Source organism: Croceibacterium xixiisoli (assembly GCF_009827305.1).
Taxonomy (GTDB): Bacteria; Pseudomonadota; Alphaproteobacteria; order Sphingomonadales; family Sphingomonadaceae; genus Croceibacterium_C; species Croceibacterium_C xixiisoli.
The window spans coordinates 130,619-150,934 of the sequence record NZ_WTYJ01000001.1; the positions used below are offsets into that span (position 1 = coordinate 130,619).

Below are 20,316 nucleotides of genomic sequence, written 5' to 3' on the forward strand. Positions count from 1 at the left end.
GATCAGTGCCCCCCATGTTCGGCTTCGCCCTTGCCGAGCTCTGCCTTCAGGGTGAAGCTGCCCTCGGCGGCGATGCGTTCATCGCCGGTCAGCCCGGTCACGACCGCGCGGCCGCCGCCTCGGCTGCTGACCGCGACGGGGGTGGCGCGGAAACCTTCGGCTGTGCGGACGAAGACGGTGGTGCGGCCTTCGACGGATTGGATGGCGCTTTCCGGGATACTGAAATTGCTGGCAGAATTGCCTGATCCGGCGGCTTGGATGGCGACGGAGACCGGTTCGCCGGGGCGCCAGAGGCCGCCGCTGTTGTCCAGCGTTACGATCACCGGGACCAGCCGGGTGGTTTCATCGACCACGGGGGAGATGAAATGCACCGCCCCGGTGCCGCGCCGGTCGCCCGAGATCACCTCAACCGGCACGCCACGGCCGATCCGCCCGGCATCGGCGGGGGACAGGGAAAGGGTTACGGCGACGCGTGAGAGATTGGAAACACGGAACAATTCCGCGTCCGGGGCGACGGTGGAGCCCAGCGTTACGGTGCGGGCGGTGATCCGTCCGGCGATGGGGGCGGTGATGCCGATGCGGTTGAGCGACCCGCCGCCGACGCCGGCAGCGGCCAGTTGCTGCTGCGCCAAACGGACGGCGATGTCGGCTTCGGTGGCGGCGGTGCGGGCGGCGATCAGGTCTGCTTCGGGTGTGACGCGTTCGGCAAACAGGCGCTGTTCGCGGGCCAGAGTGGCGCGCGCCAGTTGCGCACGGGCGCGCCCTGCCTCCGCCTCAGCGCGCAGGGCCGCCACTTCGCGGCTCTCGATCACGGCGATCACGTCGCCGCGCTGGACCGCTTCGCCTAGGTTGCGCTGCAGGCTGACGACCCGGCCACCGATGGCGGCAGACACGACCTGCGTGGCCTGGGGATCGCCCTCGATCATGGCCGGCAGGGACAGCACGCCGGCACCGCCCGATTGCGGCTGGACCAGGGTGATGCCGGCTGAACCGATCTGCTGTTCGGTCAGGTGAATTTCACCCTCTTCATCGTGATTGTCCGCATGGGCTTCTTCTTCGGCATGCTCTGGCGGGTTGGAACTGCAGGCTGCCAGAGGGGCGAGCAGGAGCGCGGCGAGAATGATGCTTTTCCGCATGGGTCAGTATCCGTTTTCGGAAAGGGCCGGGGTGAGCAGGCGGGTGATCCGCGCGTCGGCTGCGAGATATTGGCTGCGTGCCTCGACGATCGAGCGCCGGGTCTGCAGCAGGGTGGTTTCGGCATCGAGCAGGGCAAGCTGGTCGAACTTGCCCTCCGCATAGCCGATCCGGGCGATCCGGGCGGCTTCGGCGGCGGTGCGCATCAGCGGTTCGGACAGGCGCAGCGTGGCGGCGGCGCGGTTGCGATCTGCGAGGGCGGTGTCGATGGCCTGCTGCGTGTCGAGCATGGTCTGGCGCCGCCGGGCTTCGGCCTGATCGCGGGCATGGCCGGCGCGGGCGATGGCGGCATTGCCATTGTTGAACAGCGGCAGGGGCAGGCTGATGCCGACGACCAGCGCGACATCGTTCGATGCCTGAAACTGCCGCGCCCCGGCCATGACGGAAACATCCTGCCAGCGCTGGCTGCGGGCGAGGCGGATCTGCGCCTCGGCATCGGCGATATCGGCATCGGCCTGGGCCACGGCCAGATTGCCGGCGATATCGGCGGTTGCGCCCGGCTGTTCGCCGAGCAACGGGCCGGAAGCGCCGGCATGGTCGAGCGGCCGGCGGTCGAGCGGTTCGGTGACCGGGCGCCCCATCAGCCGGCCGAGCTGTACCCGCGCGGCCATTTCGGCGGTTTGCGCCTGATCCCGTTCGGCCTGCGCATTCAGATGCTGCAGCCGGGCGCGTTCGGCATCGATCGGTGGGGCGACACCCAGTTCGGACCGGCGGGTGGCAACACGCAGGTTTTCTGCCGTCACGGCCAGCTGATCCTGCGCAATGGCGAGCAGATCCTGCGCGGACAGCGCGGCAACGAAGGCCTGGGTCAGGGCCAGCCGCAGATCGGCGCTGGTGGCGCTGCCGGCCAGATCGGCACGCTGCAGGGCGACATCGGCGGCGGCGAGGCGGGCCGAGCGCTGCCCGCCGATTTCGAGCGGCACGGCCAGGCTGACCATGGTTTCGGCCTGGCGGATGCCGCGATAATCGCCGGAGCCGACGATATTTTCGCTGTCCACGCTGGCGATGGGGTTGGGCCGCAACCCGGCGACGATGCGCCCGGTGGCCGCTTCCCGGCGGCCGGATGCGGCGGCATCGAGCGCGGGGGAGGCTGCGCTCGATTCGGCCAGAGCCCGTTCCAGCGTCAGCGCGGGTTCGGTTTCCGCCTGCAGCGGGCCGGCAATCGGGCCTGCCACAAGCATCGCGACGCCAAGCGCCGCCATCAGAAATCTCATGTCGATTGTCCTGAACAGAATGGCTGATCCGTGCCGCGCATCGCGGGCGGCAGGGGCACATCGTCAGGCTATCGGTGGCCTCAGCATCAGCGCCCGGATGGAGAGCGGCAGGATTTCGCTGTCGAAGCCATGCGGCAGGGCCAGCGTCACCGGCTGGAGCGGCAAATGATGATCCTTGACCGAGCCGAGCTGGTGGTGGCCGTGGCAGCCGCCATGGGCATGGCAGGTGCAGGCATCATCGCTGCCGTGATCCTGGCCATGTTGTGTGGAGGAATTGTGGAGATGCCTTTCCGCAGCCTGTTCAGCGCAGCCGAACGCCACGCAGAATTCCGCGATCGGCGATCCGCTGTCTTCAGCTGCATGCGCCACCCCGCCCAGGCCGAGGGCCAGGCACATGTAGATGCCGGTCAGGAGGCGGAGCAAACGGGCCATGCGGGAGCCCGTTTATGCGATCCGTTCGCAGCTGTCATCTGATAGCATAACATCACACTGCGGATTCACGGCTGCGCGTTCTGGTGGTCCTGCGCAGCGGCGATGGCGCTGGTCAGCGATTTGCGCGCCATGGGACTGTTTTTCCAGCAGGTGCTGCCCAGCGAACCGGCCACGCGGGTGCAGATATCCACGGCATCTTGCCGGGCCAGATCGGCCAGCGTGGTGATGCCGAGTTCTTCCAGTCGGCCGACGATGGCCGGGCCGACGCCCTTCACCTGCAGCAGGATATCGCGTTCCTGATCGGAAAAGCATGCGACAGAGGAGGATGGTGCGGTCATGGTTGGTGCCCTAGGCCATGATCACGAGGCGGGCCAAGGGAGCGGCGCCGCCACCCGTCTGAATATCAACTATGCGGATTTGTTTGTTCGGCGCGGGCCGGTTTGGTTATAGGGCCTTATTGCAAGGCATTCGCAGAAATTTCGATCCGGTTGCAATAGAGCGATGTGCGGGCAGGGGGAAACCACCGGCCCTTATGGACCGGTGTCGGAACGGAATATGGGTTTGGTGATGGATAGCGAGAATCAGAAGACGCCGCTGGCGCAGGTGTGGCCACCGGAATTTGCCGCGCGCTATCGTGCGGCCGGATATTGGCAGGATGACACATTCCGCCAGGTGCTGACCGGGCTGGCCACAACGCGCGGCGATGCGGTGGCGGTGGTCGGGGGCGATCAGCGCTGGACCTATGCCGAGCTGGCGCAGCGCGCCGATGTGGCGGCGGCCGGTTTCCTGGCGTTGGGCCTGCAGCCGGGGGACCGGGTGCTGGTGCAATTGCCCAATATTCCCGAATTCCTGTCCGTGGTGTTCGGGCTGTTCCGTGCCCGGCTGATCCCGATCTTCACCCTGCCGGCCCACCGGCTGACCGAAATCGTCCATTTTGCCCGCAAATCGGAAGCCTCAGCCTATGTCATTGCCGAAAGGCATGATGGTTTCGACTATCGTCCGCTGGCCGCCAGCGTACAGGCAGAGGTGCCGGCGATTGCCCATGTGGTGGTGGTCGGCGATGCGGGCGATCATACTGCCTTCGACAGCTTTGCCGCCGATCCGGCGCAATTGCCGGAAGAGGATGCCGATCCTTCCGATGTGGCGCTGGTGCAGATTTCGGGCGGCAGTACCGGCCTGTCCAAGCTGATCCCGCGCACCCACAATGATTACCTTTATTCCATTCGCGCCAGCAACACGATCTGCGGAATCACGCCCGACAGCGTCTATCTGGCGGCGCTGCCGGTGGCGCATAATTTTCCGATGAGTTCGCCGGGCGTGTTCGGTGCGATCTGCGCCGGGGCGCGGGTGGTGCTGGCGCCGTCCCCCACGGCCGATGTCGCCTTTCCGCTGATCGCGCGCGAAGGCGTGACCATCACTGGGTTGGTGCCGCCGCTGGCGCTGCTGTGGCTGCAGGCCGCGCCCAAGACCAGCCATGATCTGTCCAGCCTGCAGGTGCTGCAGGTCGGCGGGGCCAAGTTCATGCCCGAATCGGCCAAGCGGGTGCGCCCGGTGCTGGGCTGCACGCTGCAGCAGGTGTTCGGCATGGCCGAAGGGCTGGTGAATTACACCCGGCTCGACGATCCCGAAGACATCATCACCGATACGCAGGGGCGGGCGATCTGCCCCGATGACGAGGTGCTGATCCTGGATGATCAGGGGAACCCCGTGCCGGAGGGGGAGGCGGGCAATCTGCTGACGCGCGGTCCCTATACAATCCGCGGATATCATGACGATCCGGCCGCCAATGGCCGATCCTTCACCGATGACGGGTTCTATCGCACGGGCGATGTGGTGAAGCGCCTGCCCGGCGGATATCTGGTGGTGCAGGGCCGATCGACCGATCACATCAACCGCGCCGGCGAGAAGATTTCCGCCGAAGAGATCGAGGATCATTTGCTGGCCCATCCGCAGATCTTCGATGCGGCGGTGGTGTCGGTGCCCGACAATTTCCTGGGTGAGCGCAGCTGCGCCTTCATCATTGCCGAGGGGGAGGCGCCCAAGCCATCCGCGATCAAGGCCTGGATGCGCACGCGCGATATCGCCGTGTTCAAGATTCCCGACCAGATCGTGTTCGTCGATGAATTCGTCACCACGGCGGTCGGCAAGATCAGCCGCAAGGAATTGCGCGCCACATTGCGGGCGCGCCTGCTGGAACAGGAAAATGCCCGATGAGCACCATGACGCTTGAGAAACTGCGCGCCGATATCGCCGCGCTGCTGGAAGATGCGCCCGAAAGCTTCGGCGATGACGAGAATTTGATGGATCTGGGCCTCGATTCGATGCGCGCGATGAATTTGGCGATGCAGTGGGACGAAGATGGCGTGCCGCTCGATTTCGCCGATCTGGCCGAAGCGCCGACCGTGGCCGGGCTGTGGGCGCTGCTCAGCGAACGTCAGGGCTGATCAGCCGTGGATGAGGCGCGCGCGGTTCCGCTGACCGAAGCACAATCGGGGCTGTGGTATGCGCAGCGGCTGGATCGTGCCAATCCGATCTTCAACACCGGGCAGTATCTCGATCTGCGCGGGCCGCTGGACACGCAGGCGCTCAGCGCCGCCGTGGCCCAGGCGGGGGTGGAGGCGGAATCGCTGTCGCTGCGCTTCATCGATGGGCCCGACGGCCCGCGCCAGCTGATCGATCCGGCGCTGCGCCCGCAATTGCAGCTAGTGGATCTGAGCGGGGAGCCCGATCCCGAAGCGGCCGCGCGCGCCGCGATCCGGCATGAGATGAATATTGCCGTGGTGCCCGAAACCGGGCCGATGGCGCGGCAGATCCTCTTTCGCCTGGCGCCCGAGCGGCATTTCTGGGCCCAGCTCGTGCATCATTTCGCGATCGATGGTTACGGCATGGTGCTGCTGACCGGGCGGATCGCGGAACTCTACGGTCTGTTTCTGGCCGGCAAGGAAACAGGCGGGCCAATTTCAGGTGGCAGGGCTCTGGCAGGGCTCTCCGGCGTGTGGGCCGACGATGCCGCCTATCGGCAATCCGATGCGCGGGCCGATGATGCGGCCTGGTGGCGCCAGGCCATGGCCGGCATGGATGAGGTGATCGGCATGGCGCCGGGCAAGGCGCAATCGGCCTATACCTTCCGCCGGTTCGAGGCGGCTTTGCCGCCATCCGCGCGGGAAGCGCTGCTGGCGCGGGCCAAGGATGCCGGGCTGAACTGGCCCGATGTGCTGACCGCGCTGGTCGCTGCCTATTGCCGGCGGTTTACCGGCACGCCGGGCATCACCGTGGGCGTGCCGTCCATGGGCCGCATGTCCGCCGCCACCGCGCGGGCCGTGGCGATGGTGATGAATGTGCTGCCGCTGCGGGTGAGCCCGGACGAGGGCGCGCCGCTGGGTGATTATCTGTCCGCCGTCGCCCGCGACACGGGGGAGGCGCGCAAGCATGGCCGCTATCGCAGCGAATATCTGCGGCGCGATTTGGGGCTGCTGGGCGGCAACCGCCGCTTGCATGGCCCGCTGATCAATGTGCAGCCCTATGACCGCCCGCCCCGGATGGCCGGGCTGGAGGTGGCGCTGCATGTCACCGGCACCGGCCCGGTGGAAGATATCAACTTCACCTTCCGGGGTGACGGCACGCGCGAGCTGTCGATCGAGGTGGATGCCAATCCCGATCTCTACAGCGCCGCCGAGGTGGCTGCGCATGGCCGGCGGCTGGCTGTGTTCATCGAAGCGGCGGCGCAGGCCGAGCGGCTGGTGGATGTGTCCACCGCCACGCCGGAGGAAGCCCTGCATGAGCTGGAGGCATACAATGCCACCGCCCATCCGGTGCCGGAGGGCTCGCTTACCGAACTGATCGCGCGCGGCATGGCGGCCACGCCCGATGCCCCGGCGCTGCGCTTCGGCGGCGCGGAGATCGACTATGCCGAGCTGGACCGGCGCACCGCCGCGCTCGCCGCCGCCTTGCGCGCGCGGGGCGTGGGGGCAGAGGTGATCGTTGCCGTCGCCTTGCCGCGATCCTTCGAACTGGTGATCGCGCTGGTGGCGGTGCTGCGCGCGGGCGGCGCCTATCTGCCGCTCGATCTGGACCATCCGGCAGAACGGATCGCCACCATTCTCGACAGCGCAGCCCCCGCCGTGGTGCTGGCGCAGGACGATCCGCATGGGCTCTATGGCACGCGCCTGCTGCAACCCGCCGACTGGCCCTCGACCGCGCCAGCAGCCCTGGCGAAATATCCGGCGCCGGATGATGCCGCCTATGTCATCTACACCAGCGGTTCGACCGGTACGCCCAAGGGGGTGCTCGTCACCCATCGGGCGATCGTCAACCGGCTGCTGTGGATGGGCGAACATTACGGTTTCGGCCCACAGGACCGCATTCTGCAGAAAACCCCGGCGACCTTCGACGTGTCGGTGTGGGAATTCTTCCTGTCCTTCGTCACCGGCGGCACGCTGGTGGTGGCGCCGCCCGATGCCCATCGCGATCCGGCGGCGATTGCCGCGCTGATCCGGCGTGAAGCAATCACCACGCTGCATTTCGTGCCTTCCATGCTCGGGGCCTTCCTCGATGCGCGCGAATCCGATGGGATCGCCGTGGCGCGGGTGTTCTGCAGCGGCGAAGAGCTGCCGGCCGATCTGCGCGACCGGTTCCATGGTCGGGTGACCGGCGAATTGCACAATCTCTATGGCCCCACCGAAGCCGCGGTCGATGTCAGTTACTGGCCGGCGAGCGCGGATGACCCATCGCGCCCGGTGCCGATCGGCCATGCGGTGTGGAACACGCGGCTGGTGCTGCTCGATGATCAGCGGCGCCCGGTGCCGCTGGGCATGGCAGGCCATCTCTATCTCGGCGGGGTGCAGCTGGCGCGGGGTTATCTCGGGCGGCCGGATCTGACCGCAGAACGGTTTATCGCCGATCCGTTCCATCCCGGTGAACGGCTGTATCTGGCGGGCGATCTGGCGCGGCGGCGGCCCGATGGCGCAGTGGTCTATCTGGGGCGGGCCGATCACCAGGTGAAGATTCGCGGCTTGCGGATCGAACTGGGGGAAATCGAGGCCGCCATCGGCGCCTCGGGCCTCGCCACTGCCAATATCGTGCTGGCGAAGGATGGCCGGCTGGTCGCTTATGTGGTGCCGACGGCGGATTACACGGCGGAGGCGCTGCGTGCGGCGCTGGCCCGGCGGCTGCCCGATTACATGGTGCCCAACGCCCTGGTGGAGCTGGATGCCATGCCCGTGACCGCCAATGGCAAGCTGGATCGCAAGGCCCTGCCCGAACCGGTGTTCGCCAGCAGCGGCGGCGAAGCCCCGGCGGAGGGGACCGAGGCCCGGCTGGCGGCGATCTTTGCCGAGGTGCTGGAGCGCGAAGGGGCGATCAGCGCCAGCGATGATTTCTTCGGCCTGGGCGGCGATTCGCTGTCCGCCGTGCAATTGCTGGCGCGGGTGCGCGAAGAATGGGGCCATGATCCGGGCCTGGCCGCCTTGTTCGAATATCCCGATGTGCGCGGGCTGGCGGCCCAGATCGATACCGGGAACGGTGACGACGGCGGGGATGAGGGGCTGGGCCCGTTGATCACGCTGGTGCGCGGGGCGGCGGATGTGGCGCCGCTGTTCCTGATCCATCCGGCCGGCGGGCTGGGCTGGGGCTATCGCACGCTGGCGCAGGCGGTTTCCCGCGCGGGCGCGGCCGGGCGCACGGTCTATGCGCTGCAATCCCCTGCGCTCGACCCCGATGCCCCGGCCCCGGAATCGATCGATGCGCTGGCGGCGGATTATGCCCGGCGGATCATGCAGGCCTGGCCGCAGGGCCCGTGCCATGTGGCCGGCTGGTCGGTCGGCGGCATCATCGCCCAGGCGATTGCCGTGGAACTGGAAGCCGCCGGGCGGCAGGTCGGGCTGGTGGCCATGCTGGACAGCTATCCGGCCGATTGCTGGCGGGCCGAACCCGAACCGACCACCAGCCAGGCGCTGCGCGCGCTGCTGGCGATTGCCGGTTATGACCCGGAGAAATACCCGCATCTGCAGACGCGCAAGGATATCCTGGATTTCCTGCGCGCGGGCGACAGCGCGCTGGGCAATCTGCCGCCGCGCGCGCTGGATGGGGTGATCCGCGTGGTGCTGGATACCAATCGGCTGATCCGGGGGCATCATCACCGCCGCTATGGCGGGGTGCTGACCCATGTGCGCGCCGGGCTGGACCATCAGGCGCGCCCGCAGCTGACGCCGCAATTGTGGCAGGTGCTGGGCACGCTGGACAGCCTGACCGTGCCGTTTCTGCATCCGCAGCTGACCGGGGCGGATGCCAGCGCGCTGATCGCCCCGGCGCTGGTCGAACGCATGGCCGCCTGCGAACAGGTGCCGGCATGACCAGCTCTGAAACGCGCCTGGGCGGGTTTGAGGATCGCGTGGTGTTCGTCACCGGCGCGGATGGCGGGATCGGCCAGGCGCTGGTCCGCCTGCTGCTGGATGAAGGCGCGCGGGTGGTGGCGACCGATCTGCACACGCCGGAGGACCGGGGCGATCGGTTGTGGCGCAAGCCGCTGGATGTGGCCGACAGCGCCGCAGTGGACCGCGCCGTGGAGGCGGTGGCCGACGCCTGGCAGGCGATCGACATGGGTGCCAGCGTGGCGGGCATTCTGGCCACCAGCATCGTGCTGGAAACCAGCGATGCCGAATGGCGCCGCGTGTTCGATGTGAACACCCATGGTGCGTTTCATCTGGGCCGCGCGCTGGGCCGGCAGATGCAGCCGCGCGGGCGGGGCAGCATCGTGTTCGTCAGTTCCAATGCAGCGGGCATTCCGCGCCATGCGATGGCCGCCTATGCCGCATCCAAGGCGGCCATGACGATGTTCGCCCGCTGCCTGGGGCTGGAACTGGCCCCGCATGGCATCCGCTGCAATGTGGTGGCGCCCGGATCCACTCTGACCCCGATGCAGACCGGCATGTGGGCCGATGATCAGGGCGCCGCTCGGGTGATCGCGGGCCAGCCCGATATCTTCAAATCAGGCATTCCGCTGGGCAAGCTGGCGACGCCCGAGGATATCGCCCAGTCGGTGCTGTTCCTGCTGTCCGACCGGGCCGGCCATATCACCATGGCCGACTTGTATGTCGATGGTGGGGCTACGCTGCGCGGTTGAGGGGGCGGGTGATTGGGGCTGGCCTGATGGGGTGCAGCAGCAATTCACATACTTCCACACAACACCCGCTCATGCTGAGCTTGTCGAAGCATAGACACGGCGCCGACTTGGGCGCGACCGGCTGCGCGTGGCCTTCGACGGGCTCAGGCTGAGCGGGGTTAGGTGATTGGGGCAGGGCTGGCGGGGTGCCACGGCAATTCAGGCACCTCGGTACAACACCGCTCATGCTGAGCTTGTCGAAGCATAGCCACGGCGCCCGACCCGGGCGCGACCGGCTGCGCGTGGCCTTCGACGGGCTCAGGCTGAGCGGGGTGGGGTGATTGAAGCTGGGCTGGTTGGGTGGCGCAGCGGTTCACATACTTCCGCACAACATCCGCTCATGCTGAGCTTGTCGAAGCATAGCCACGACACCCGACCTGGGCGCGACCGGCAGCGCGTGGCCTTCGACGAGCTCAGCATGAGCGGGGGTGGTGATTGGGGCTGGGCTGGTGGGATGCTGTGGCAGCACGCACACCGCCCGTCTTACCCCAGCCGCTGGCCGACCAGGGTCACGAAGATGCTGGCCGCCACGGGCAGCAGCGCATCGTCGAAATCATAGGCCGGGTTGTGGCACATGGCGCTGTCCTGCCCCAGGAACAGATAGGCGCCGGGGGCCGATTGCAGGAACAGCGCGAAATCATCGGTGAAGGGGAAGGGGGCGTGATCGCGGATCACGGCATCGGCGCCCAGCACCGCGGCGCAGGCCGCTGCTGCGCGGTCGGCGCCTTCGGGGGCGTTCACGCAGGGTGGTACTTCTGCCAGCACATTGCAGCGGATGGTGCAGCCGGTCAGCGTGGCGATGCCGTCGCAGGCGGCGCGCAGCCGGTCGAACAGCAGCGCCTGCACCTGCGGATTGAGCGCGCGCAGCGTGCCGCTGAGTTTGGCGGAGGCAGGGATGATATTGTGCGAGGTGCCCGCTTGCAGCGAACACACGGTGATCAGGCCCGATTCCGCCGGATCGACATAGCGCCCGACGATGGAGGAGATTTCGGTCGCCAGCCGCGCGGCGGCCTGCACCGGATCGGTGGCCTTGAAGAAGGCCGCGCCATGGCCGCCCACGCCGTCGATCTCCACCTCCCACACGATATAGCCGTTGAGGGTGGAGCCGGTGCGCACCCCGGCGGTGCCGGGTGCGAGCAATGGCATGTTGTGAAAAGCGTACACCTCATCGAAGGCGAAGCGTTCGAGCAGCCCGTCGGCGATCATCGCGCGGGCGCCCAGGCCGTTTTCCTCGGCCGGCTGGAAGATCAGCACCACGCGCCCGCTGGCGGGCGGGTTGGCGGCCAGATGGCGCGCAACGCCCAGCAGCGCGGCGGTATGGCCGTCATGGCCGCAGGCATGGGCCACGCCGCTGGTCAGGGAATGCCAGTCGCGCCCGCCCTCATCGCTCATCGGCAGGGCATCCATATCGGCGCGCAGGGCAATGGAGGGGCCAGGGGCCGCGCCTTCGATCACCGCGACCACGCCGGTGCCGCCAATCCCGGTTTCCGGGTTCAGACCCCATTCGCGCAGCCGATCCGCCACCAGCGCGGCCGTGCGGTTTTCCTCGAACGAAAGTTCGGGATGGCGATGGATATCGCGGCGCCATGCGGTCATGTCCGGGGCGATGGCTTGCAGCTGCGGTAGGATGTTCACGCGATCATTGTTCCTTGTGCTGACCGGCTCCAAACATGGGGCGGGCAAAATCACAACCCGGCTTGGGCGGAAAATTCACCTGTGGTGGCGTGTGGCGCCGAACAGGGCGGGGCGACAGTTGCCAGTGATTATCAATTTGCTACAGCGCCGGGCATATCCGGGGTGGTTCCACGTGGAACCTGCGAAGATCCGCCCGCTGGCTGTCGTGAAGGAAGACGCGCTGCACACTCCCGCTCCCGCTACGGTGCCCGATCATCGGGATATGGCCGCTGCCTATCGCCGGACGATCCGGCGCCGGGTGCTGATCCTGCTGGTGATGCTGGTGGTGGGGATCGCGGCCTTTGCACTCGATATCTCGACCGGTCCTTCACCCCTAGCGCTGCGCGATGTCTGGTCCGGGCTGTTCGATCCGGGCAGCCTGACCCCGCCGGAGGTGACGATCATCCGCGACGTCCGCCTGCCCTATGCGCTGATGGCGATATTGGTGGGCGTGTCGCTGTCGCTGGCAGGTGCGGAGATGCAGACCATCCTGAACAATCCGCTGGCCAGCCCCTTCACCCTGGGTGTGTCCTCCGCGGCATCGTTCGGCGCAGCACTGGCGATTGTGCTCGGGCTCAGCCTGCCCTTCGTGCCGGGCGACTGGATGGTGCCGATCAATGCCTTCATCTGCGCCTTTGCCTCCGTCCTGTTGCTCGAAGCCCTGGCGCGCAGCCGTGCCGCCGGGGTGGAAGGGGTGGTGCTGTTCGGCATTGCGCTGGTGTTTACCTTCAATGCGCTGGTGGCGCTGATCCAGTTCGTCGCATCGCAGGAAGCGCTGTCCCAGCTGGTGTTCTGGAGCATGGGATCGCTGGGCCGGGCGACCTGGACCAATCTGGCGGTGCTGGGGCTGGTGGTGCTGGTGGTACTGCCGTTTTCCATGCGCGCGGCCAATGCGATGACCGCGCTGCGGCTGGGTGAGGATCGCGCGCGCAGTTTTGGCATCGATGTGCAGAAGCTGCGCTTCGCCTCCCTGCTGCGGATCAGCGCGCTGGCGGCGACATCGGTCGCTTTCGTCGGCACGATCGGCTTCATCGGGCTGGTGGGGCCGCATATCGCGCGGATGCTGCTGGGCGAAGATCACCGTTTCCTGCTGCCGGCATCGATGCTGACCGGGGCGGTGATCATGTCGCTGGCCTCGGTCGCCAGCAAGATCATGGTGCCCGGCGTGTTGCTGCCGGTGGGCATCGTCACATCGATGATCGGGGTGCCGGTGTTCCTGGCCCTGATCCTCCGCCGCCCGGACCGCGCCTGATGAGCTATACTGACGAGCTGACCATTACTGGCCTGGGCGCAGCCTATGCCCGGCGCCAGATCATCGCCGATCTGTCGCTGGCGCCGATGCAGCCGGGACAGGTGATATCGCTGATCGGGCCCAATGCGGCGGGCAAGACCACGCTGCTGCGATCGATCGCCGGGCTGCACCCGACCACCGGTTCCCAGCTTCTGGGCACGCGCGAGCTGACGCATATGGCGCTGGCCGACCGCGCCCGGCTGGTGACCTATATGCCCCAGAGCCTGCCGCAAAAGGTGGCGCTGACCGTGCTGGAGGGGGTGATTGGTGCGCTCAGGGCGTCGCCGATCGATGGGGATTCCCTGTCCGAACAGCAATTGCTGGAAACCGCGCTGGATGTGATCGCGCGCGTGGGCATCCCGCAGCTGGCGATGACCGCGCTGGACCAGCTTTCCGGCGGGCAGCGGCAGCTGGCATCGCTGGCGCAGGCGCTGGTGCGATCACCGCGCGTGCTGTTGCTGGATGAACCGATCAGCGCGCTGGATCTGCATTATCAGCTGCGGGTGATGAAGCTGGTCAATGCGCTGGCGCGCGAACGCGGGATGATGGTGATCATGGTGCTGCATGATCTGGCGATCGCGGCCCGCTGGTCCGACCGGATCGTGGTGCTGGCACAGGGGCAGGTGGTGGCCGACGGCACGCCCGCCGAAGCGATTACCGCCGAGGTGCTGGCCCATGTCTATCGCGTGGTGGCACGGGTGGAGCCCGAAGAGACCGGCCTCAGGATCGCGATCGACGATATTCTGACCCGTTGAAACAAGAAGGGCGCCTGCATCGCTGCAGGCGCCCTTCTTGTTGGGTGCCGTCAGAACTGCCCGGCCCATCAGGACCAGGCAGTCATCCGACAGATCAGCGCGGACGGATGCGCAGGACGGTGTCGCCTTCTTCACCGCGTGCCGCTGCCGACTTGTCGACCGCGAAGACGGTGCCGTTCGGGCCGACCGAAACGTGGTTGGCCATCGGCGCCGGGCCCAGGTTGGCCACGATCTTGCCGTCGACATCGGTCACCGCGATGGTGCCGGCGCCGCGGTTGGCGACATAGGCCAGGCGCTTGACCGGATCGAAAGCGACGTTCAGCGCGCCGGCGCCGATCGGCGTATCGGCGATGACATTGCCGGTGTTGCCATCCAGCACGACCAGATTGTCGCTGCCCTGCGCGGCGACGAAGATACGGCCGGTCTGCGGATCATTCGATACGCCGATCGCCTGACGGACGCCGGGCACGCGCAGCACCTTTTCGACCGCATCGGTCTGGGTGTTGATGATTGCCACTTCCGCCGTCGACAGGCTGACGACGTAAAGCTTGTGGTTGGTGGCATCGAGCGACTGGCTGGCGGCGGAGAATTCTTCGCCACGGACGCCGGACTGGATGGTGATGGTCTTGGCGACTTCATTGTTGGCAGTGTTGAACACCACCACTTCGGGGTGACCGGTGGCGCTGACGAAAGCCTTGTTCAGCGACTGATCCACCACGACATCGCGCGGGTGGCCAACGGTTTCGGGCGCGAACTGCTTGACCAGTTCCAGGTTCGACTGGCGATAGACGCCGACGGTGTTCTGGCGGGTGTTGGTGACCCACACCGTATCATGCGCGTCATCCACGCCCACGCCATAGACCGCGAACAGGCCGGGGCGGGTATCGGTATCTGTGGGGGCGCCGGGGCGTGCCGGGCCGGGGCGTGCCGGTGCGGCCGCGGGCGAGATGCGGGCGATGATCGCCATGGTTTCCGCGTTCAGCTTCAGCAATTCGGAATCTCGTACCGGCGGGCGGCCGACGGCCGAGGTGACGAACAGAGCGTTGTTCTTCGCGCTGAAGGCCGACTGATAGAGGCCACGGGCGGCCTGGGCTTCGGTCAGGGTGAAGTTGGACTGGCCCGACAGCGGAACGGTGGGCGAAACCTTCAGTTCAGCGACCTGCGCCGAATAGGGGCCCTGTGCGACGACGACGATCGGGTGCGTGCCATAGACGGCATTGGCCGGCACGGTGATGCTGCCTTCGATCTTGCCTTCGGCATTGGCGGTCAGTGCGCCGCCGGCCAGCGCTTCGGCGCCGTAATAGAGCGCGACCTTCTGGTTCGGCTGGAAGCCTTCGCCAGAGACGGTGACCTGAGAGCCGGCTTCGATCGGCTTGCCGCGTTCGGCAGCGGAGAAGTTGACGCGCGCTTCGGAATTGCGGTCCAGCGTGGTGAAGGCAGCCTGGGCGTGCGCAACGCTGGCGCCGGCCAGCAGCGAGCCGGCAATCAGCAGGCTGAGGCCCGAACGCCGGAACCGGTGGGTAAGAGATGCCATTGGGTATTTCCTCCTGTTATGTCTCGAACGAAATTGGCGGATGATTCATCCGGATAGGGAGCCCGGAGCCGGGCGTTTGCGAAAATCCTGTCAGCGGGCGGCGGTCAGCGCTGGTCCACCCAATAGACCCCCTGGTAGGGGATGGAGAGGAACCGGCTGTTGATCGCTTGCAGCGTGGCGGCCGGATCGACATCGGCGAATTCGGCCGGGTGGATCCATTTGGCGAAAGCCTCGATCGCGACGATATCGAGCGGCGAATTGATCAACTGATGCGAAAAGCCATGTGCGCGGCCTTCGCGCACGGCGGTCAGGCCAGAAATGCCGCGACGGGCGGCGACTTTCAGCAGCGATGCGCGCGCGGTCGCCTCGTCATAACCGGCGCCGAGCACCAGCCCGCCGGCTTTGGCCAGATGCGGGCCGCCGGTGGCGATATAGACGTGAGGGTCGCGGGAGATCACATATTCCAGGTTCAGCTTGCCGAAGGACTGATCGATCACATCGGCGCCGATGTTGTGGCCGCCGACGAAATTGATGTAATCGCCGATATTGCCCTTGCCCGGGGAGTTGCAGCAATCGGCATTGATGCCAGCATGCGCCTCCAGAAACACGGTCGGGCGGTTGTCCTTGGCGAGCGAGGCGACCCGGTCGGCGATGGTTTTCATCCGTTCGGCGCGGAAGGCGATGAAGTTTTCGGCCTGTTCCTGCCGCCCGGTCAGATTGCCGAGGATGCGCAGGCTTTTTTCCAGATTTTCGAACGGCTTGACGAAGAAGTCGACGATCACCACGCGAATGCCGGCGGCCTCGACCTGGGCGATCTGAGCCTCGGTCACGCCGCTTTCGAGCGAGAGCAGGGCGACATCGGGCTTGGCCGCGAGCAGCGATTCGAGATCGAAGGCGCCGGCGGAGCTGCCGATCTTGGGCAGATTGGCCAGCTGCGGCGATTTGCGCAGCAGCTGCTGATAGGTTTCATCGCCCAGGCGGTTCACATCCTGCGGCCAGGCCGACAGCAGCGACACCGGATCGGGGTGGATCAGGCCGAGCGCGACGAGATAGCGGCTGTCATCGATGGCGATGCGGGTGGCCGGGCCGGCCAGGGTGATGGGGCGCCCGCGCACATCGGTCAGCTCTGCGCTGGCCGCATCGGCCGCGGGCGCCGCATCATGGGTGCCGCGCCAATAGAAGGACGCACCCAGCAGGGCGACGATGGCGATGGCCAGCACGATCAGCAGGTTGGACCGCCGACGGGTGCCCGGACCCGAATTTTTGTCTAGAGTGGTAATCTCTGTTCCCCTGCCGGTTGCCCGCTTGCGGCACGCTCTCACGGATTTGATAATGATTTGCAAGAGTGATTCATGGAAAGCATAAGCGGAATTCGATCAATGGATGATGCGGATGGCGCGATGCCCGAGGGTGGCCCCTATATTCTGAGCGGCGCGGAGACGCATTTTCGGCGGTCGGCCATCACTGGCGATGTCTATCGTATCGATATTGCGATTCCCACCGCAACAGCGCCCGAAGCCGGCTGGCCGGTGATTTTTCTGCTTGATGCCGGGGGCTGTTTCGCGACCGGCGTTGAGGCGATGCGGCGGATGAGCCGGCGGCCCGATGCGACCGGGGTGGAGCCGGCGGTGGTGGTGGGGGTTGCGCTGCAGAGCGCGGATGTGGCCCTGCGCCGGCGGGACTTTACCTCCGCGCGCGGGGACGAACCGGGCGTGGGCGGGGCGGGGGATTTCCTCGCCTTGCTGCAGGGGGAGGTGCTGGCGCTGGTGGCCGGGCTGGCACCGGTCGATGCGGCGCGGCTGACGCTGTTCGGGCATTCGCTGGCCGGGTATTTCACGCTGTGGGTGCTGGCGCATCATCCCGCCAGTTTCCGGGCCTATGCCGCGATCAGCCCGTCGATCTGGTGGGATCGCGACGGGCTGATGGCGGCGCTGGGGGCGGCGCGGCTGCAGGACCGGCGGGTGATGATCGCGATCGGCGAATGGGAAGATGACCTGCCGCCCTGGCAGCAGGCGGCGCCCGGCAGCGATCAGGTGCGCGCGCGGCGGGCGGCGCGGCAGATGGTGGCACAGGCGCGCGCGATGGGCGAATATCTGCGCGGATTGATGGGGGAAGATCGGGCGCGGTTCGAGCTGCTGCCCGAGGAGGATCATGCCTCCATCCTGTCCGCCGCGATCCCGCGCATGCTGAGGCTGGCCAGCCGCGACTGAGCCTCTGCATCCGGCGCATGATGATTATGCGGTGGATTTATGGGCCGGGTCTGCGAAAGCGGGGGCAGAGTTTTCCAGCAAGGACGAATGGCGCATGGCCCTGACCGACAGCAGCAGATCCTATGGCACGGTCAGCCGCGTGCTGCACTGGACCATGGCGGCCTTGCTGTTCTGGCAGTTCGGCGGGATGATCCTGAAGATGGTGCTGGGCCGGGTGCCGCTGATGGCCTTCTGGGTGGGTACCCATGCCTCGGTCGGGGCGCTGTTGCTGCTGGTGCTGATGCTGCGCGCGGGCTGGGCCTTCACGCAAAAGGCGCAGCGGCCGCCCTATGAGGCCGGGCTGATCGGGCGGGCGGCGATGCTGGGGCATTATGCGCTTTATACGCTGATGTTCGTGATCCCCTTCATTGCGCTGCTGCGGATGGCCGGATCGGGCAAGGGCGTGACGCTGTTCGGGGTGCAATTGCAGCACCCGCATGGTCAGGAAGTCGAATGGATGACCGCGCCCGGCAATGCGCTGCACGGCAATCTGGCCTGGGTGCTGCTGGCGCTGGTTGCCGGCCATGTGCTGATGGTGCTGCTGCACCGTTTCCTGTGGCGCGATGACGTGCTGAGCCGGATGGCCGGCACTCCGGCCTGAGGCACCCGCCGGGCGAGTCTGCCCCGGTCCATTTTCCATGAGCTGAAGATCATGCTCGGCCGCATATGCGGCGGGTGGACAAGTGCGTCTGACGAACAAGCCATGGTTGGTCCATTAATGGAACAGTTTCACAATGAACCATTTTCATGCTGGTTTGTATGGATAATATCTCTGCAAATGCCGGATTTTGTGCACTGCAGTATTGGATGATCTGTTCAGAAATTAGGGTTTGTTAACGATATAAGTTCTTAAACATGAATCTCAAACGGGGGTGTACCAGGAGTAAATACTGTGCGCAAAAAGCTGTTTATTTCGGCGGCAGCTCTGCCCGTCGCCATCTTTGCCGCCGTGCCCGCCCAGGCGGACATCGCCGGCACGATCGATGCGACGATCACGCTGGAAGCAGGCTGCATCATCAACGGCACCAATTATGATGACGGAGCGACCGGCGTCGATTTCGGGACGCTGGATTTCGGCACCTACAACACGCTGTTCACCCAGGCCGATGCCCAGGTGGTCAGCGCGGTCACCGGCTTTACCATCCAGTGCAGCAATGGCGTGACCCCGACCCTGTCGTTCAACGCAGGGCAGAACGATGGGGAAGGCGCGGGCGTTGGCGTGCATTCCATGGCGCATACCACTGCCGCCGGTCAGTTTGTGACCTACAACCTCTATAGCGATGCCGGGCGGACCACGCTGATCCCGGTCGGCGGCGATATCGTGCTGGCCGGTGACGGATCGGTGCAGACGGTCAATGTCTATGGCCGCGCCTTCGGAGAGGCTGGGCTGACGCCGGGTGTCTACAACGACGTCGTTACGGTGGTGGTCGAGCTCTGAGGCGGGGGCGCATTGCGGCGACGGCCCATGCCGGACGTGATGGTGCGCCAGGTCTTGTTCTTGATCGGCCTGCTGATGGCCGGACTGGTTCCGGCCGGAGCGCAGGCGGCGACGACGGCCGAGTTCGAGGTCAGCGCCACGGTGAGTTCGGGCTGCCTGGTCGATGGGTTGGGTGCCAGCGGCAATGCCGGGCGGATCGGCACGCTGGATTTCGGAGAGGATTCCACCTTTTCCACCAGCACCCACACCGCCACGACCACCGCCAACCAGGCGATCCGGCTGCGTTGCACGCCCGGTGTGACGTTGCGGATGACGATCGATGGCGGGGCGCATTCGGGAGCCGGCACCCGCAATCTGCAACGGGGCGCCACGCTGACGGCGCGGATTCCCTACACGCTGTGCCGTGATGCGGCCTGTACCCAGCTGATCGGCGTCAATGCCCAGCAGAACATCGTGATCACCACCAGCAACACCGAAGACGTGCGCCTGCCCATCTACGGCCGGCTGACGCTGCCGGGCGGTTTGCCGCCCGGCACCTACACCGACACGCTGACGGTCACCCTGACCTGGTGACCGCCGCTGTCACCCCGCCGTTACAGGAATGAAGCAGATGACCCACCGATTGCTGTCCATGATTGTCGGCGGGCTGCTGGCTCTGCCGGCGCTGGCCATTCCCGGCATCGCCCTGGCCCAATCCGGCGCTTCGGTGCTGATCTGGCCGGTCAATCCGGTCATCGAGGCGGATATGCGCGCGGGTGCGCTGTGGCTGGAAAACAAGGGCCGGAACGCGGTGACCGTGCAGGTGCGTGTGTTCGCCTGGGCGCAGCAGGATGGGCGCGATGCCTATGCCGAACAGGATGAAATACTGGGCACCCCGCCGATCATCACGATCCAGCCCGGTGACAAGCAATTGGTGCGGCTGACGCGCACGACCCCGCCCCCGGTGGAGGCCGAGCGGCCCTATCGGCTGGTGATCGATGAAGTGCCGACCAGCGACGGGGCATCGGCGTCCGGGGCTGCGGTCAGTTTTCGCATGCGCTATTCCCTGCCGCTGTTTTCCTATGCCGCCAACCAGGCCGAACCGGGCAAGCCCGCACCCCGGCCGGTGCCGCAGATGGCGTGGCGCATTGGGTCCGACGGCGGCAAACGCTTCCTGGAAATCAGCAACACCGGGGCCGGCCATGCCCGGCTGACCGATGTGGCGCTGGCGAACGGACGCGAGCGCTGGACCGTGGCGGAGGGGCTGTTCGGCTATGTGCTGCCCGCGTCTTCCATGCGCTGGGACCTGCCCGACAGCATCGGCGATGCGACCGAGCTGACCGCGACGGTCAATGGAGAGGAAGCGCTTCGCATAGAGCGTCAGCCGGGATGAGCTG

At 66.6% G+C, this 20,316-nt stretch carries 18 protein-coding genes; 11 read left to right on the forward strand and 7 right to left on the reverse strand.

Features of this window, described 5'->3' with window-relative positions; genetic code table 11:
- Positions 1-2: 2 nt before the first annotated feature.
- The 4 genes from GRI97_RS00675 to GRI97_RS00690 form a co-directional block, all read right to left on the reverse strand.
- Positions 3-1,136 (reverse strand): efflux RND transporter periplasmic adaptor subunit, encoded by a 1,134-nt coding sequence (locus GRI97_RS00675; RefSeq protein WP_161389238.1) that lies wholly within the window; start codon positions 1,134-1,136, stop codon positions 3-5.
- A 3-nt stretch (positions 1,137-1,139) separates the two neighbouring features.
- Positions 1,140-2,408 carry a TolC family protein gene (locus GRI97_RS00680; RefSeq protein WP_161389239.1) on the reverse strand — a complete coding sequence of 423 codons (1,269 nt, stop codon included), beginning with the start codon at positions 2,406-2,408 and terminating at the stop codon, positions 1,140-1,142.
- A gap of 63 nt (positions 2,409-2,471) precedes the next feature.
- Positions 2,472-2,840 (reverse strand): hypothetical protein, encoded by a 369-nt coding sequence (locus tag GRI97_RS00685; protein ID WP_161389240.1) that lies wholly within the window; start codon positions 2,838-2,840, stop codon positions 2,472-2,474.
- A 65-nt stretch (positions 2,841-2,905) separates the two neighbouring features.
- On the reverse strand, positions 2,906-3,178 hold the full coding sequence (locus tag GRI97_RS00690) for a helix-hairpin-helix domain-containing protein (RefSeq protein WP_161389241.1): 273 nt from the start codon (positions 3,176-3,178) through the stop codon (positions 2,906-2,908).
- Positions 3,179-3,407: 229 nt separating this feature from the next.
- On the opposite strand from GRI97_RS00690, the gene GRI97_RS00695 reads away from it, so the two are divergent.
- The 4 genes from GRI97_RS00695 to GRI97_RS00710 are packed head-to-tail and all read left to right on the forward strand — an operon-like array spanning position 3,408 to position 9,960.
- The gene (locus GRI97_RS00695; RefSeq protein ID WP_161389242.1) at positions 3,408-5,054 is read left to right on the forward strand and encodes a (2,3-dihydroxybenzoyl)adenylate synthase; all 1,647 of its coding nucleotides are present in this window, start codon (positions 3,408-3,410) and stop codon (positions 5,052-5,054) included.
- Positions 5,051-5,284 carry a phosphopantetheine-binding protein gene (locus GRI97_RS00700; protein WP_161389243.1) on the forward strand — a complete coding sequence of 78 codons (234 nt, stop codon included), beginning with the start codon at positions 5,051-5,053 and terminating at the stop codon, positions 5,282-5,284. The genes GRI97_RS00695 and GRI97_RS00700 overlap by 4 nt, the downstream gene beginning before the upstream one ends.
- Positions 5,285-5,290: 6 nt before the next feature.
- Positions 5,291-9,190: a non-ribosomal peptide synthetase gene (locus tag GRI97_RS00705; protein WP_161389244.1), complete on the forward strand. Its 3,900-nt coding sequence runs from the start codon at positions 5,291-5,293 to the stop codon at positions 9,188-9,190.
- Positions 9,187-9,960 (forward strand): 2,3-dihydro-2,3-dihydroxybenzoate dehydrogenase, encoded by a 774-nt coding sequence (locus GRI97_RS00710; RefSeq protein ID WP_161389245.1) that lies wholly within the window; start codon positions 9,187-9,189, stop codon positions 9,958-9,960. The genes GRI97_RS00705 and GRI97_RS00710 overlap by 4 nt, the downstream gene beginning before the upstream one ends.
- A 522-nt stretch (positions 9,961-10,482) precedes the next feature.
- Here GRI97_RS00710 and GRI97_RS00715 read toward each other — a convergent pair.
- Positions 10,483-11,634, reverse strand: a complete 1,152-nt coding sequence (locus GRI97_RS00715; protein WP_161389246.1) for an amidohydrolase — start codon at positions 11,632-11,634, stop codon at positions 10,483-10,485.
- Between the two features lie 172 nt (positions 11,635-11,806).
- Here GRI97_RS00715 and GRI97_RS00720 point away from each other — a divergent pair, with 172 nt between their 5' ends.
- Together GRI97_RS00720 and GRI97_RS00725 are read left to right on the forward strand one after the other, a co-directional pair.
- On the forward strand, positions 11,807-12,925 hold the full coding sequence (locus GRI97_RS00720) for a FecCD family ABC transporter permease (protein WP_328598468.1): 1,119 nt from the start codon (positions 11,807-11,809) through the stop codon (positions 12,923-12,925).
- Positions 12,925-13,719 carry an ABC transporter ATP-binding protein gene (locus GRI97_RS00725; RefSeq protein ID WP_161389247.1) on the forward strand — a complete coding sequence of 265 codons (795 nt, stop codon included), beginning with the start codon at positions 12,925-12,927 and terminating at the stop codon, positions 13,717-13,719. Before GRI97_RS00720 ends, GRI97_RS00725 begins: the two co-directional genes overlap by 1 nt.
- Before the next feature lie 94 nt (positions 13,720-13,813).
- On the opposite strand, the gene GRI97_RS00730 is transcribed toward GRI97_RS00725, so the two are convergent.
- Positions 13,814-15,253: a YncE family protein gene (locus tag GRI97_RS00730; protein WP_161389248.1), complete on the reverse strand. Its 1,440-nt coding sequence runs from the start codon at positions 15,251-15,253 to the stop codon at positions 13,814-13,816.
- 104 nt (positions 15,254-15,357) lie between these two features.
- Positions 15,358-16,473, reverse strand: coding sequence for an ABC transporter substrate-binding protein (locus GRI97_RS00735; RefSeq protein ID WP_202392539.1), 1,116 nt, complete (start codon positions 16,471-16,473; stop codon positions 15,358-15,360).
- A 159-nt stretch (positions 16,474-16,632) separates the two neighbouring features.
- On the opposite strand from GRI97_RS00735, the gene GRI97_RS00740 reads away from it, so the two are divergent.
- From GRI97_RS00740 to GRI97_RS00760, 5 genes are all read left to right on the forward strand, one after another.
- Positions 16,633-17,463 carry an alpha/beta hydrolase gene (locus GRI97_RS00740; RefSeq protein WP_161389249.1) on the forward strand — a complete coding sequence of 277 codons (831 nt, stop codon included), beginning with the start codon at positions 16,633-16,635 and terminating at the stop codon, positions 17,461-17,463.
- Positions 17,464-17,557: 94 nt separating this feature from the next.
- Complete coding sequence (locus tag GRI97_RS00745) at positions 17,558-18,103, forward strand: cytochrome b (RefSeq protein ID WP_161390738.1); 546 nt, start codon at positions 17,558-17,560, stop codon at positions 18,101-18,103.
- Between the two features lie 291 nt (positions 18,104-18,394).
- Positions 18,395-18,940, forward strand: coding sequence for a Csu type fimbrial protein (locus GRI97_RS00750; RefSeq protein WP_161389250.1), 546 nt, complete (start codon positions 18,395-18,397; stop codon positions 18,938-18,940).
- 27 nt (positions 18,941-18,967) lie between these two features.
- Positions 18,968-19,513: a Csu type fimbrial protein gene (locus GRI97_RS00755; protein ID WP_202392541.1), complete on the forward strand. Its 546-nt coding sequence runs from the start codon at positions 18,968-18,970 to the stop codon at positions 19,511-19,513.
- 37 nt (positions 19,514-19,550) lie between these two features.
- Positions 19,551-20,312, forward strand: a complete 762-nt coding sequence (locus tag GRI97_RS00760; RefSeq protein WP_161389251.1) for a fimbrial biogenesis chaperone — start codon at positions 19,551-19,553, stop codon at positions 20,310-20,312.
- Positions 20,313-20,316 lie beyond the last annotated feature (4 nt).